Source organism: Pseudomonas asplenii (assembly GCF_001293465.1).
Lineage (GTDB): Bacteria > Pseudomonadota > Gammaproteobacteria > Pseudomonadales > Pseudomonadaceae > Aquipseudomonas > Aquipseudomonas fuscovaginae_B.
This window is the reverse complement of sequence record NZ_JSYZ01000007.1, coordinates 24686-38946: the sequence shown is the minus strand read 5'-3', so window position 1 is coordinate 38946 and position 14261 is coordinate 24686. Positions and strand designations below refer to the sequence as shown.

Here is a 14261-nt window from a genome sequence, read left to right as displayed (position 1 = left end):
AACCCCTCCAGCGAGTTGTTCGAAGATGTAACAACTTCCCCTGCCGGCAGGCTTTTTCATCAAGATAAATTCATATAAATCAATAGATTGATGAATATTCCAAGAAATTGAATGAAGGACTTCAAGCGATTGCGACTCTACTGAACACTTGTTTAGTATCGCCCTCAATGTTCCACCTCACACCCAAGAACAATAAGCCGAGGGCCTTTCATGAGCTCCCAACCGACCCTGCTCGATACGGTGGAGGCCGGCATCGCCCGGATCACCCTCAACCGCCCCGAGCAACGCAATGCGTTGGACATCCCCACGCTCAAGTCGCTGATCGATCTGCTCGACCGGCATGCCGCCGACCCGGCGGTGCGGGTACTGCTGCTGACCGGCCATGGCCGCAGCTTCTGCTCTGGCGCCGACCTCGCCGAATGGGCCGACGCCGAACGCCGCGGCATCCTCGAAACCTATGGCTGGACCGAAACCGCCCATGTGCTGATGAGCCGCCTGCACGGTTTCGCCAAGCCGACCATTGCCGCTGTCAACGGCACGGCCGTCGGTGCGGGCATGGATTTGAGCCTGTGCTGCGATTTCCGCCTGGCCGCGCAAACCGCGCGGTTCAAGGCCGGCTACACCGGCATGGCCTACTCGCCGGACGCCGGGGCCAGCTGGCACCTGCCACGGTTGATCGGCGCGGAACAGGCCAAGCGCCTGCTGTTCCTCGACGAACTCTGGAGTGCCGAGCGGGCCCTGGCCGCCGGCCTGGTCAGTGAAGTCTGCGCCGATGAGCAACTGGCCGGCGCCGCCAATGAACTGGCCGCGCGGCTGGCATCCGGCCCGACCTTCGCTTTCGCCCAGACCAAGGCGCTGCTGCGCGAGGGCGCCGCTCGCAGCCTGGCCGAGCAACTGCAGGCCGAACAGGCCGCCGGCCTGCTCTGCGGCCGCAGCCGCGATGGCGTCGAGGCGCTGCGGGCCGCCGTGGAAAAACGTGCTCCCCACTTCATTGGCCAGTAACCGGACAGCAGGTAACCCATGAATTTCCAACTGACCCAAGAGCAGGACATGCTGGTCGAAGCGGTGCGCAGTTTTGTCGAGAAGGAACTGCTGCCCCACGAAGATGCGGTCGACCGCGCCGATGCCGTGCCGCCGGAGCTTGCCGCGCAGATCCGCGCCAAGGCCATCGCCGCCGGCTTCTATGCCTTCAACATGCCGGAGCAGGTCGGCGGTGGCGGCCTCGACTACCTGTCCCAGGCGCTGATCGAACGTGAGCTGTCCAAGGTCTCCTGGGCCCTGCACGTCTTCGTCGCGCGGCCGTCGAAGATCCTCATGGCCTGCCAGGGCGCGCAGATCGAGGACTACCTGCTGCCCTGCGTGCGCGGCGAGAAGATCGACTGTTTCGCCCTGACCGAACCCGGTGCCGGCTCCGACGCCAATGCGATCAAGACCCGCGCGGTGCGCGAGGGCGATGAGTTCATCCTCAACGGCAGCAAGCATTTCATCAGCCATGCCGGGCACGCCGACTTCGCCATCGTCTTCGCGGTCACCGACACCTACGAGCACAACGGCCGCCGGCGCAATGCCGTGACGTCCTTTCTGGTCGACTGCGACACCCCTGGCATGACCATCCGCCGTGGCCCCAAATGCGTGAGCAACCGTGGGTATCACACCAGCGAGATCTTTTTCGACGACTGTCGCGTCCCGGCGTCCAAGGTGCTCGGTGAGGTGGGCAAGGGCTGGGAAGTCGCCAACGCCTGGCTCACCGCCGGCCGGGTGATGGTCGCCGCCAACTGCGTCGGCCAGGCCCAGCGCGCGCTGGAGGCGGCCCTGCAGTGGGCGGCCGACCGCCGGCAGTTCGGCCAGCCCATCGGCAGCTACCAGGGCGTCTCCTTCAAGCTGGCGGACATGGCCACGGAAATCCGCGCCGCCGAACTGATGACCCTGCACACCGCCTGGAAGATGGACCAGGGCACCCTGACCGACGGCGAGGCCGGCATGGCCAAGCTGTTCGCCAGCGAGGTGCTGGGCCGTGCCGCCGACGAGGCGGTGCAGATCTTCGGCGGCATGGGCCTGATGGACGAGGGGCCGGTGGAGCGGATCTGGCGCAACGCGCGGATCGAGCGGATCTGGGAGGGCACCTCGGAAATCCAGCGCCACATCATTTCCCGCGAGCTGCTGCGGCCGTTGCTGCGCTGAGCGAACCAGGAGAGCACGGCATGTCCATTCGAGACAATCTCAAGCGTCTGCTGGCCCCTCGGCACCTGGCGTTCGTCGGTGGGCGCAGCATGGCGCGGGCGCTCAAGCGCTGCGCCGAAGGCGGCTTCCAGGGGCCGATGTGGCTGGTCAACCCGCAACATGCCAGCCTCGACGGAATTCCCTGCGTGGCTTCGGTCGCGGAATTGCCTTGCGCTCCCGACGCGGTGTTCATCGCCACCCACCGCGAACTGAGCCTGGCCTGCGTCGCCGAGCTGGCGGCCCGGGGCGCGGGCGGGGCGATCTGTTATGCCTCCGGCTTCGCCGAGACCGGTGCCGAAGGCCAGGCCCTGCAGGCGCAACTGTTGCAGGCGGCGGGCGAGATGGCGCTGCTCGGGCCCAACTGCTATGGCCTGCTCGACTACCTGCACAACGTCGCCCTGTGGCCAGTGGCCCATGGCGGCAAGACGGTGGAGAAGGGGGTGGCGGTGCTGACCCAGAGCGGCAACTTCGCCTACAACCTGTCCATGAGCGACCGTTCGTTGCCGCTGGCCTACCTGGCCTCGGTCGGCAACCAGGCGCAACTGGGCGTGGCCGAGCTGATGGACGTGCTGCTCGACGAGCCACGGGTCACCGCCATCGGCCTGCACCTGGAGGGCCTGAAGAACGTGCCGGGGTTTGCCCGCGCGGCCTGCAAGGCCCTGGAAAAGGGTATTCCGGTGATCGCCCTGAAGACCGGCGTGTCGCAGATCGGCGCCGAACTGGCGTTGAGTCATACCAGTTCCCTGGCCGGCTCCGACGCGCTCTATGACAGCCTGTTCGATCGCCTCGGGGTGATTCGCGTCAGCGGCCCGGTGAGCTTCATGGAAACCCTCAAGGCCGCCGCCTGCGGCAACCTGCCGATGGGGCCGAGCCTGACCGGGCTGGCCTGCTCGGGTGGCGATGCCGGGTTGATTGCCGACTACGCCGAACGCAACGGCCTGAAACTGCCGAAACTGGATGCCGGGCAGCGCGCGGAACTGGCGCAGGTGCTGCCCGGCTACGCCAACCTGGTCAACCCGCTGGACTTCACCACGGCGATCTGGGGCGACCGGGATGCGCTGGAGCGGATGCTCGACACCGCCCTGAGAACGCCGGCCGATGCCGCCCTGCTGGTGCTCGACTATCCGGCCGAGTTCACCGGCGAGCGCCAGGAGTGCGACCTGTTGCTCGAGCTCTACTGCCAGGCGCTCGAGCGTCATGGCAGGACCGGCTTCGTCGCCTCGGCGTTTCCCGAGCTGCTGCCGGCATCGGCTCGTGAGCGCCTGCACGCCCATGGGGTGGCGGCCTTGCAAGGGGTCGAGGACGGCCTGGCGGCCTGGGCACGGATCGCCCATTACCGCTCGCGCCGCGAAGGGCTGCTGGCCGATGGGCAGGCGGCCCTGGTGCCGATCTGCCCGCCGGCCACGGCAGGCTCAGGCCACCTGCTGGATGAGTGGCAGTCCAAGCAGGCTCTGCGGCCGTTCGGCCTGCCATTGCCGCAGGCGCGCATCGGCCATCCGCAGCAGGCGCTGCTGGAGGCCGGCAGCCTGGGGTATCCGCTGGTGCTCAAGGTGGTCAGCGCCGAGCTGCCGCACAAGACCGAGGCGGGTGGCGTCGCGCTCAATCTCCAGGACGAGGTCGCCCTGGCCAGTGCCCTGCAGACGATGCGCGAGCGTCTGGCCCGGCACGCGCCGCAAGTGCGCTTCGAACAGGTGTTGCTCGAACGCATGGCTGCGCCGCCGCTGGCCGAACTGATCGTCGGGGTCAAGCGCGAGCCCGGTTTTGGCCTGGCCTTGGTGATCGGTGCCGGCGGCATCCTGGTGGAATTGCTCAAGGACAGCCGCAGCCTGCTGCTGCCGACCACCGACCAGGCCATCGAGCAGGCCTTGCTGGGCTTGCGTTGCGCGCCGCTGCTCAGCGGCTTTCGCGGCGGCCCGGCGGTGCCGTTGCCGGCGTTGGTCGCGGCGATTCGCGCGGTGGCGGACTACGCCTGCGAGAACGCCGGGCAGTTGCTGGAACTGGATGTGAATCCGCTGCTGGTCAATGCCGAGGGGGCGCTGGCGGTGGATGCGTTGATTCGCCTGGCTTGAGCCGGGTTATGTCTGGACGGGCCCATTCGCGGCGGTGCGGCCTCCCGACAGGCCCGGCTCCCACAGAGTTTTGCGACCATTTTGGCGGCGCTGTTCCGGCCGCTTCGGCATCGCCATGAGGACCTTCCATGAACGTACTGATCATCCACGCCCACCCCGAACCCCAATCCTTCACCGCCGCCCTGCGCGACCAGGCGCTGCAGACCCTGCAGGCTCAGGGTCACAGCGTGCAGGTCTGCGACCTCTACGCGATGAACTGGAACCCGGTCGCCAGTGCCGGGGACTTTTCCAGCCGGGACAACCCCGACTACCTGGTCTATGCCCTGGAACAACGCGTGGGCGTGAAGAACGGCAGCCTGGCCGCGGATATCCGCCAGGAGCTGGAGAAGCTGCTGTGGGCCGACCTGCTGATCCTCAATTTCCCCCTCTACTGGTTCTCCGTACCGGCTATCCTCAAGGGTTGGATCGACCGTGTGCTGGTGTCCGGCCTCTGCTACGGCGGCAAGCGTTTCTACGACCAGGGTGGCCTGGTCGGCAAGAGGGCGCTGGTCACCGTGACCCTGGGCGGGCGCGAGCACATGTTCGGCGAGGGCGCGATCCACGGGCCGCTGGAGGACATGCTGCGCCCGTTGCTGCGCGGCACCCTGGCCTATGTCGGGCTGGACGTGCTGCCACCCTACGTGGCCTGGCACGTGCCCTACATCAGTGCCGAGGCTCGCGAACAATACCTGCTCGGTTACCATCGGCGCCTGGAAAGCCTCGACCAGGACCATCCGCTGGTGTTTACGCGCCTGGCGCAGTTCGACGAGGCGCTGTACCCCATCGGCTGATTCGGGCAGGTACCGTCAGTCATCGACCTTGAGAGGGCAGGAGCACTATGGCCGAGGAAGCACGTTTTCTACGGATGGACCCCCAATTGCGCAAGGCCAACCTGGTGGCCGCGACCTTGCGTTGCCTGAAGAAGTACGGCTTCGTCGGCACTTCGATCCGCAAGATCTGCGCCGAGGCCGGGGTGTCGGTGGGGTTGATCGGCCATCACTACGCCGGCAAGGATGAACTGGTGGCCGATGCCTACCTGCACATCACCGGGCAGGTCATGAGCCTGTTGCGCGAATCGGTGGCCAGGGCGGGCGAGGGCGCCCGTCGGCACCTGTCGGCGTTTTTCGAATCATCGTTTTCCCCGGCCATGCTCGACCCCGAGCTGCTGGAAGCCTGGCTGGCCTTCTGGGGCGCGGTGAAGACTGCCGATGCCATCGACCGCGCCCACGACCATTCCTACGGCGAGTACCGCACCATCGTGGGCAATGCCCTGAGCCTGCTGGCCGAGGAGGAGGGCTGGGAGGGCTTCGACAGCGACCTGGCGGCCATCGGCCTGAGTGCCTTGCTCGATGGTCTGTGGCTCGAATGCGGGCTCAATCCCAACACCTTCACCCCGGCCCAGGGCGTGCAGATCTGCGAGGCCTGGGTCGACGGCCTGCAGATGGGCGGCTACCGGCGTTTTCTGCGCTGAACGAGGATTCAGGGCACCCCGTCACGATTGTTGATCAAGTGTTCAATAGGCGTTAGAGTGCATGCCAGTCCCACCGCTTCGCATGATTCCAAGAACGGCCGCCCGCCGGCCGAACAGGAGCCTGGCAATGAAGAGCATGCCTCGTGTACTGGTGGTCGAGCCCGATCGCCTGATCCGTGAACAGTTGCAGGCCTGTCTCGCCGCCGAGGGGTATGGCGTCGACGGCGTCGCGTCCACCGAGCGGGCCGCGTGCCTGCTCGAGCGCCGGCCGGTGGCGCTGGTGGTGCTCAATATGCAGTTGCCGGCCTGCCTGCAACGGGTCCGTCAATGGCGAGCGAATTCGCAGGTAGGGATCATCCTGGTCGGTGGGCGCAATGACGAGGCCGAGCGGATCGCCGCGCTCGATTGCGGCGCCGATGACTGCCTGGGCAGCCCGTTGAATCCGCGGGAACTGCTGTGCCGCGCGCGCAACCTGCTACGTCGGATACAGCCGGACCAGCCGGCCGACTCCAGCCACCTCGCCCGTTTCGCCGAGTGGACCCTGGACACCGAGCGCCGTCGGCTCAAGGCCTCCGATGGCAGCGAGACGCTGCTCAGTCACGGCGAGTTCCAGTTGCTCAAGGTATTTCTGCGCAACAGTGGCCAGACCCTGAGCCGCGATCAGTTGATGGAGCAGTTGCGCAACCGCGAATGGTTGCCCAGCGACCGCTCCATCGATGTGCTGGTCGGGCGCCTGCGGCGCAAACTGCATGACAACCCGGCCGCGCCGGAACTGATCATCACCATTCACGGCGCGGGTTACCTGTTCACCGCCCGTACCTCGCGGGCGGCGTGAGTCACAGGTCGGTGGATTCGACCCAACGCACCAGCCCTCGTTCGCTCACCAGGGCCTGACTGAGGCTGTCGATGCTGTCGAACAGGCGGGCTTCGCTGAAGCCCCACCTCGGTTGATGGATATAGAACTGCCGGGTCCCGATCTTGATCCTGATGGGCGTGGCCTTCAGCGAGCGATCGACGGAGCGGCTGATCAGCACCGGCCCCTGGGGTGCCGTCTCGATGGTGAACATGCCCGGCCGGGTCAACTGTGGGTGGGTGTCGAGTACCGGCTGGCGCAGGTAGACGGCCAGGTCGTCGAGTTCCACCACCTGCTTCAGGCCGGATTGCTGGAGCCCCCAGGCCAGGTCGGCGAGGCTGTTGTATTCGGTACCGATGAGACGGCCGAGTTCCGGGCGCAACAACCCCGTCGGGTCCTCGATATGGAACACCTCGTAGCTGCGCCCCGAGCTGTGCACACGCCGGCTCTGCACGATGGGCTGGTCGAACACCACGAACGGCTGCGGCATTCCCGGGTCGATCAGGCGCCGGGACAGCCAGACCGCGTGATACTGCCCGCCACGTTGTTCGATCAGGAAGTCCCCTCGTGTTCTCATCAGCGCCCGATGGGGTTTCGGCACCTGTGGCAGGGGCAGGGGGGAGACGTTCACATCCAGTCGGGCATCGGCGCGCAGAAACCACAGCTGGCCGAACCTGTTCCGCGTGGAGTCTCCCGTATCCTGCAGGATCTGCAGGGGCAAGGGCTGCCCGCCGACATCGTTGGCGCGCAGGCTCACCGCGCCCATCAGGTCCGCCAGGCCGGCTTCACCCTTGAGGGTGGCGGCATGGATGTCCTGGACCAGTGCGATCCAGCGGCCCGGCCCGTGCTGCAACTGGTCGGCGTTGATCACTTGCCGGGCGTAGTACTTGAGGGGGCGGGTTCTGTTCGGGTTCGACTGGTTGAGGCCCAGGCGATAGCTGGCGACACAGTCGAGGGCCTGGACCCGGACACCATTTTCATGGGCCTCGCGCAGCAGGCGAAGGATTGACTGCAGGCCCTGGTGGTCGATTCCCTCGAGGATATCCAACTGGCGCAGCTTTTCCCTGAACAGCGGCGACAGGTAGCCGGTGCGGTTGAAGTCATCGAGATGGCTCGCCTGGTCGAGGTCGTTCATCAGGTTTTCCAGGTAGAGGGTCTTGAGCCGGTGGTCCCTGGCCAGTGAACGCATCTGCTCGATCAGGATCTTTCGACCGCCCTTGGCGCCATGGGGCACCCCAAGGACGATGCCGTCCTGGTGTCGATAGGCCCGCTCGAACAGTTGTGTCGCCGACCCGGCGCTCGCCAGGTCGGCGATGGGTGTCCTGGCAGGCAGGGCCGGGCCCTCGGCAAAGAAGCGCTCGGCGTGCGCCACCAATTGCTGGCGGCGTTGGGTGTATTGCAGGGCGGCCTGCCGCTGGCCTGCGGAAAGCCCCGGAGCGTTGGGGTCGATGGCGGCGCCGCTGTCGATGTAGGTGGCGATCGTCTGGCGATGGTCGGCCGGGATCTCATAGCGCGCGGCGCCGACCTGGTCCGACGCCTGGCGCATACCGCCCGACAGGCGGCCCATGGGCTGGGGCTGCCAATGCCTGCCAACCTGGATCAGTTCGATATCCTGCGTCCAATGCTGCTCCATGAGCACGTAGCGCCGGCCGGCACGGGTGCCGGTGCGGTACCACTTGCCCTCCAGTTGGATGTACTGCGTGAGGCGCGAGGCGCGGTCGACGAACAGGCCGTCGCGCAGGTACTCCAGTTCGGGGAGCCTGCGCACTTCATGCCGCCTGAGGTCCGAGGCCAGGTAGCGGATCGGCGTGACCGTCGAGGGCTCGGCGCTCAGTAGCGGTTGGCGCAGGCCGTCCTGGCCGGCCCGGGTGGTCCTGATCAGGCGGGACAGCTTCGAGGGCATCGAGGGAATCTGTCGCAGCAGCGGTTTTAGCGGTTGCAGGGGCAACGGCGCTGCGGCATCGGACAGTGTCCGGATCAGTCCATCGGCCGCTTCCTCATAGTGCCTCAGGGCCAAGGCCTGGCTGGCATGGGCCAGCCCGTACAGGCCGCGCAGCAGGTAGGCCGGCAGGCTCAGTTGCAAGGGGGCCAGGCCCAGCACGATCTCGGCGGCCAGGTGCAGGCCGGCATTGATCCAGTACCAGAGGGTGTCACGGTCCACCCGCTGGTTGCTCGCCGCGAAATATTCCACGCTGGCAATCACATGCCTGATCCGGGCATCGAACAGGGTGCTGAACAGATCGCCGGCGATGGGAAAGTAGCGTACCTGCGGGAACTGGCGCGCGAACAGTTGTTGCGGGTCCCATTGTTCGTTGCGCGCGGCCCGCGAGATGCAGTATTGCTTCCAGCCCGACTCGCGCAGCAAGGCTTCGAGCGCGGCAGGGTTGGCCAGTTCGCGCAAGGCCTTGCCGTCCGGTGCCTGGGGTGCGAGGAACAGCAGCGTGCTGGCTGGCGCGCTGGTGCTGATGACCAGCACTTCGTCCACGCTCATGCCATTGTGTGCCTCGCCGGTGCCGCCGAGCATCAGGTAGTTGGCATGGACTTCATGCCCATCGAGCAGCGGGCGCTTGCTGGCCGAGGGGTACCTGAGCAGATGCTCGATACGCCTGTAGCCGTTTTGTGACGGGCTGTCCTTGTCATCGAGCAGATCGCCACTCAGGTGCGCGACATAGGCATGCAGTTCCAGGCGGGCCCGTTCCCCCTCGACCCAGTCACGGCGCAGCGATGCCTGGTCCGGCCCCTGCAGTCTGTTTCTCAGCAGTGCCTTGTATCGACCCGGTGCATCCACGGTGCGGACGATGGTGGTGATGTCTCTGTTCGACAGGTTCAGCGGGCTGCCCGTCAGCGTGCTGGCCCTGGCCTTGAACGTGACGGACTCGCCCAGGCGCGAGCCGGGAATGTTCTCCAGTGCCAGGGCGGTCAGCGACAGGCTGCGATGGCGGCTGGTCACGGTCGATGGCAGGCTCTGCCAGGCGGGGCTCGGGTAGGTGCGGGTGTGGGTGACCTGTACCTCGGTGCTGTCGGGATCGATGGCGGCCTGGGGATAGTGCTGTTGCAGGTACGTGCGCAGCAGGCCGCTCGCATGGCTCCTGAGGGCGGGCAGATCGCCGAGGCTGGCGGGCACCGGGCTGGTCCTCAGGGTTGCGCGCCACAGCCTGGCCAGCCGGCTCTGTTCGTCTGCCGAAAGTTTTTCGAGGCGCCCGAGCAGGTCGCCGAACATCAGGTCGCGATTGCGGCGTTCCAGCACCGGGAAGATGTCCAGGCTTTTCGCCAGGTTGACGGAGTCGTTGAGTTGCCGGGCGAACTCGTCGGCATCATTGTCGAGCCCAGGCGCTCCCCGGACGAAGCGCCAGGTGTCGGCGAAATCCAGTTTCTGTTTGGCCAGCAGGCCATCGACCAGCACCTGCAGGGCGTCGCCCGTCTCGATCCGGTAGCTGAACGGCACCGTGCGCTCGGGCGGGTTGGCGGCAATCAGGGCGTGCTGCCGGTTGGGTAGCAGGTCGAGCAGCGCCTCGCGCTCGGTTTCGTCGCTCAAGCGTTGTACCAGGCTGCGCTTGAGGGCCTGCAATGTCACGAACTGCTCCAGGCCCCGGCCGACCTGATAGAGCACGGCCGGCAGCTTGTAGGTGTCCAGATCGGGACTGCGGGTGATGACCAGGCTGCCTTCCAGGGGCGCATCCTGCGCCTGCAGGACGATCCGATAGACATGGATCGGCCCGTCGGCGGGATGGGCTTTCAGGCGCTGGGCCTGGGTGGGATGGTCCAGCACCCGCTCCAGGTCCTGTCGATTGCTCTCGTCCAGGGTCAGGTCCAGCTCGCGCAACTGCGCTTCCTGGCGAATCTGCGTGCGCAGATTCTCCTTCAGCAGCGTCTCGGCGCCGTTCCAGAAATTGTCCAGCCGATCGGCGAACTGCGTGTCGAAGGTCTTGCCGGCCTTGTCCAGGGTACCTGCCAGTCGGTCCAGGTCCAGGCCGATCAATTGTTGCGGCGCATAGGCGTCGGTCGGGCTGGCATACAGCCCGCTGTGGGTCGTGTCGAACGTCTGGCGGTTGCCGGCCAGGTGCTGGACGAAGACTTCCTTCAGCGTGCGCGATTGCGTGACCCGGCGATAGAGCACCTGCTCGCCGGGTTCGCCCAGCTCCGACAAGGGCCGGTAGCGCGTCTGTTCGAAGGTGTTGAGGTAAATCGCATCGGGGGCCGTCGAGGCGGCCTGGGGGAAGTCCTGCGCCAGTTGCCGCCCCAGGAGCAGGTCAGCGAACCAGCGGAAGTTGGGCTGCTGTTGCGCCAGCAACAGGGTCCGTCCGTTGGTGGCCGCCAGGTTGTCGAAGAGGGCTCGCTGGCGTTGGGCAAGCTGGTCGGGGGAGACGAAGGCGACAGGCGAGGCATGCTGGAAACCATTGTTGTCGGGCAGGCGTTGCGGGGGTTGCATGGCGGGGATCTCCAGCAGGGTGCGCAGGTGGTCGCGTGAAAGGGCCGCCTGCTGCAGTTGGCGTCGGCTGGTTTCAGCGTCTGTCAGGCCGAGCTGGCTGCGCAGCGGTTCGGGCAGGCTCGCCAGGGCCGAGGGCAGGTCGGGCTCCGGGGCTGGCGCCGTGCCTTCGGTGACCGCCAGGGTGAAGTGGTCAGGGTGGCGCAGGATGATATGCCGCTGTCCGGCCTGGGAGGCGCCGATGCCGGCCAGCAATGGGCCGTCCGCCGTCTGGTCGCGCAGTTCCAGGCGAGCCCCCTCCGCAGGCCAGCCGGGCAGGCTGGCGACGCTGTAGAGCATCAGTCGCAGGCTGTCGCCATGGTGCTGTCGACTCTTGAGAAACAGCCCCTCATAGGCCTGGCTCAAGCGCTCTTCCTGCAGATACCAGCGGGCGTCCCGCACCTGGCGACCGCTCAGTTCACCCGTGGAAAAGCGCATTGCCTCAAGATCGCCTGCGCTGGCATTGACCAGCAGCTCGATGGCGGCCGACTTCGACAGGCGCGGCAGCCGCTGGCGCAGCCGATTCACCAGGGGATCATCGGAGCGCTGCCTGGCGGCGTGGAAACTGTCGAACAGTTCCTGCCGGTGCGAGCGCAGCAGGGGCCTGATCCTCTGCCTGAGCGCCGCCAACTGCGTATCGGCGGTGAGGTACTGGCCATCCAGCAGCCGCTCGCGTTGGTCCGGGGACATCTGCGCCAGGGCATGGCTCCACAGGGTGCCGTCGAGCAGGTGGGCACGTGCCACCCGTACCCTGGGCAGGTCAGGCGACAGGTCGGCGCCATATTCGCCCGCCACCGTCGCCGGTGGATCGTACACCTGCAGAACGCAGATCGCCGGCCAGACCAGTTCCAGGCCCGACAACTGCAACTGCCAGTGCACATGGGGCACCCCGGCGTTCGCCGGTGGGGCCGTGTCCAGCGTGTCGATGAAGTCGCCGATCTGCCGATCCAGCTCGAAGCGTGCGCGGGTGTCTTGCAGCAGTGCGGGGACCTGCGGGGATTCGGCGTAGGCGCTGCGCAGCGCCGGGCTGTCGATGCCGCTGACGAGGCGGATGCGCCGGGCGGTCTGCTCGGGCAGGTCGGCGAGAAAGTGCTCGATGGCCTGCTCCAGCGAAACGCTCGGGTCGGCTGTCTTCGAGGGGAGGGTGGGGCTCATGCCGGGTTCCTTGTCGTTGGGTGATGGCTGCCATTCAGCGCGCAAGCCCAGAGCCGGGAGCGGTAGTTAATGCTGGACGCGACAAGGATGTTCAAAGATGTAACAGGTCTGTGCCGGACGCATTTTTCGTCACAAAAAATAGCCTTTAAAAACAAGCTGATAGCTGTTCTTTTCGGTTTTTTGGCGGGGTTGGGTGATGATTGCCATGCTATTGAACAAGTGTTTAATATCTCTGCGCGGTCCCCATCACTCCACAACGACAAAGGCGAGGGCTGGCATGAACTCCCCATCGATCCCCGACGTTTCCTTGACCCCGCTCACCGGTGGCCAGGCCCTGGTGCGGCTGTTGGCCCGCTATGGTGTCGACACGGTGTTCGGCATTCCCGGCGTGCATACCCTGGAGCTGTATCGCGGGCTGCCCGGCAGCGGTATTCGCCACGTGCTGACCCGGCATGAGCAGGGGGCCGGTTTCATGGCTGACGGCTATGCCCGGGTCAGCGGCAAGCCGGGGGTCTGTTTCATCATCACCGGTCCCGGGGTGACCAACGCCGCCACTGCCATTGGCCAGGCCTATGCCGACTCGGTTGCGCTGCTGGTGATTTCCAGCGTCAATCACACCGCCAGCCTCGGCAAGGGCTGGGGTTGCCTGCATGAAACCCGGGACCAGCGGGCGATCACCGCGCCGATCACGGCGTTTTCCGCGGTGGCGCTGAACACCGACGACCTGCCGGAACTGGTTGCCCGCGCCTTTGCCGTGTTCGACAGCGAGCGGCCGCGGCCGGTGCACATTGCGGTGCCGCTGGATGTGCTGGCCGAGCCGGTCAGCCGCGACTGGAGTGCCGAGGTGGTACGCCGTCCGGGGCGTGGGCTGCCCAGTGCCCAGGCGCTGGAGAAGGCCGCCACGCGGCTGCAGCAGGCCCGGCGGCCGATGATCATCGCCGGCGGCGGTGCCCTGGCGGCCGGGGACGAGTTGCGGGCCCTGAGCGAGCGTCTGGCGGCGCCCCTGTTCACCAGTGTCGCCGGCAAGGGCCTGCTGGCCCCGGAGCTGGCGCTCAATGCCGGTGCCAGCCTGTGCGTCGAGCCCGGCTGGCAACTGATCGGGCAGGCTGACGTGGTGCTCGCGGTGGGCACCGAAATGGCCGATACCGACTACTGGCGCGAACGGCTGCCGCTGAGCGGCGAGGTGATCCGGGTCGATATCGACCCGCGCAAGTTCAACGATTGCTATCCCTGCCGCGTCGCGCTGCACGGCGATGCGCAGCAGACCCTGGCGGCGTTGCTGGCGCGACTGCCGACGGCGTCGCGCGATGCCGCACAGGCGAGCCGGGCGGTCGCGGCCTTGAAGGCCGCCATCCGCGAGGGGCACGGCGCGTTGCAGAGCCTCCACCAGCGGATTCTCGATCGCATCGCGGCGGTGCTGCCGGCCGATGCCTTCATCAGCAGCGACATGACCCAATTGGCCTACACCGGCAACTACGCCTTCGCCAGCCGCACCCCGCGCAGTTGGCTGCACCCCACCGGCTACGGCACCCTCGGCTACGGCCTGCCGGCGGGGATCGGTGGCAAGTTCGCCGCACCGCAACGTCCCGGGCTGGTGCTGGTGGGCGATGGCGGCTTTCTCTACACCGCCCAGGAGCTGGCCACGGCCGTCGAGGAACTGGACAGCCCGCTGGTGGTGCTGCTCTGGAACAACGATGCCCTCGGCCAGATCCGCGACGACATGCTCGACCTGGATATCGAGCCGATCGGCGTGTTGCCGCGCAATCCGGATTTTCAACTGCTGGCCCGGGCGTTCGGCTGCCGGGTGGCCGAGCCGCAGAACCTGGAGGCGCTGGAGCGTGATCTGCGCGCCGGGTTCGCACATGCCGGGGTGACGCTGATCGAACTCAGACACACCTGTGTGCGTTAGGGCACTGTCGTGAAAACGACCTGTTTGCGCTGAACGCGAAGCTCACGGCTTTCTGCTATTGAACGACTGTTCAGTCTTGG

8 protein-coding genes are annotated in these 14261 nt (G+C 66.6%); 7 read left to right on the top strand and 1 reads right to left on the bottom strand.

Going from position 1 to position 14261, the window contains the following annotated elements:
• Positions 1-210: 210 nt before the first annotated feature.
• The 6 genes from PF66_RS09905 to PF66_RS09880 all read left to right on the top strand — a co-directional run bounded on the left by PF66_RS09905 (position 211) and on the right by PF66_RS09880 (position 6634).
• Positions 211-1002 carry an enoyl-CoA hydratase/isomerase family protein gene (locus PF66_RS09905; RefSeq protein ID WP_054062571.1) on the top strand — a complete coding sequence of 264 codons (792 nt, stop codon included), beginning with the start codon at positions 211-213 and terminating at the stop codon, positions 1000-1002.
• An 18-nt stretch (positions 1003-1020) separates the two neighbouring features.
• Complete coding sequence (locus PF66_RS09900; protein WP_054062570.1) at positions 1021-2181, top strand: acyl-CoA dehydrogenase family protein; 1161 nt, start codon at positions 1021-1023, stop codon at positions 2179-2181.
• A 20-nt stretch (positions 2182-2201) separates the two neighbouring features.
• The gene (locus tag PF66_RS09895; protein ID WP_054062569.1) at positions 2202-4289 is read left to right on the top strand and encodes an acetate--CoA ligase family protein; all 2088 of its coding nucleotides are present in this window, start codon (positions 2202-2204) and stop codon (positions 4287-4289) included.
• Positions 4290-4417: 128 nt separating this feature from the next.
• On the top strand, positions 4418-5119 hold the full coding sequence (locus PF66_RS09890; protein ID WP_054062568.1) for an NAD(P)H-dependent oxidoreductase: 702 nt from the start codon (positions 4418-4420) through the stop codon (positions 5117-5119).
• Positions 5120-5166: 47 nt separating this feature from the next.
• Complete coding sequence (locus PF66_RS09885) at positions 5167-5799, top strand: TetR family transcriptional regulator C-terminal domain-containing protein (RefSeq protein WP_054056935.1); 633 nt, start codon at positions 5167-5169, stop codon at positions 5797-5799.
• Positions 5800-5926: 127 nt separating this feature from the next.
• The gene (locus PF66_RS09880) at positions 5927-6634 is read left to right on the top strand and encodes a winged helix-turn-helix domain-containing protein (protein ID WP_054062567.1); all 708 of its coding nucleotides are present in this window, start codon (positions 5927-5929) and stop codon (positions 6632-6634) included.
• A 1-nt stretch (position 6635) separates the two neighbouring features.
• Here PF66_RS09880 and PF66_RS09875 read toward each other — a convergent pair whose 3' ends face one another.
• Positions 6636-12272 carry a membrane-targeted effector domain-containing toxin gene (locus PF66_RS09875; RefSeq protein ID WP_054062566.1) on the bottom strand — a complete coding sequence of 1879 codons (5637 nt, stop codon included), beginning with the start codon at positions 12270-12272 and terminating at the stop codon, positions 6636-6638.
• A 277-nt stretch (positions 12273-12549) separates the two neighbouring features.
• Between PF66_RS09875 and PF66_RS09870 the strand changes: the two genes are divergently transcribed.
• Complete coding sequence (locus PF66_RS09870) at positions 12550-14181, top strand: 5-guanidino-2-oxopentanoate decarboxylase (RefSeq protein WP_054062565.1); 1632 nt, start codon at positions 12550-12552, stop codon at positions 14179-14181.
• The last annotated feature ends 80 nt before the right edge of the window (positions 14182-14261 follow it).

Excerpts from the sequence above, each read along its gene's own strand:
- PF66_RS09885 (WP_054056935.1), top strand. The coding sequence starts at position 5,167 with ATGGCCGAGGAAGCACGTTTTCTACGGATGGACCCCCAATTGCGCAAG.
- PF66_RS09905 (WP_054062571.1), top strand. The coding sequence starts at position 211 with ATGAGCTCCCAACCGACCCTGCTCGATACGGTGGAGGCCGGCATCGCC.
- PF66_RS09880 (WP_054062567.1), top strand. The coding sequence starts at position 5,927 with ATGAAGAGCATGCCTCGTGTACTGGTGGTCGAGCCCGATCGCCTGATC.
- PF66_RS09895 (WP_054062569.1), top strand. The coding sequence starts at position 2,202 with ATGTCCATTCGAGACAATCTCAAGCGTCTGCTGGCCCCTCGGCACCTG.
- PF66_RS09900 (WP_054062570.1), top strand. The coding sequence starts at position 1,021 with ATGAATTTCCAACTGACCCAAGAGCAGGACATGCTGGTCGAAGCGGTG.
- PF66_RS09875 (WP_054062566.1), bottom strand. The coding sequence starts at position 12,272 with ATGAGCCCCACCCTCCCCTCGAAGACAGCCGACCCGAGCGTTTCGCTG.
- PF66_RS09870 (WP_054062565.1), top strand. The coding sequence starts at position 12,550 with ATGAACTCCCCATCGATCCCCGACGTTTCCTTGACCCCGCTCACCGGT.
- PF66_RS09890 (WP_054062568.1), top strand. The coding sequence starts at position 4,418 with ATGAACGTACTGATCATCCACGCCCACCCCGAACCCCAATCCTTCACC.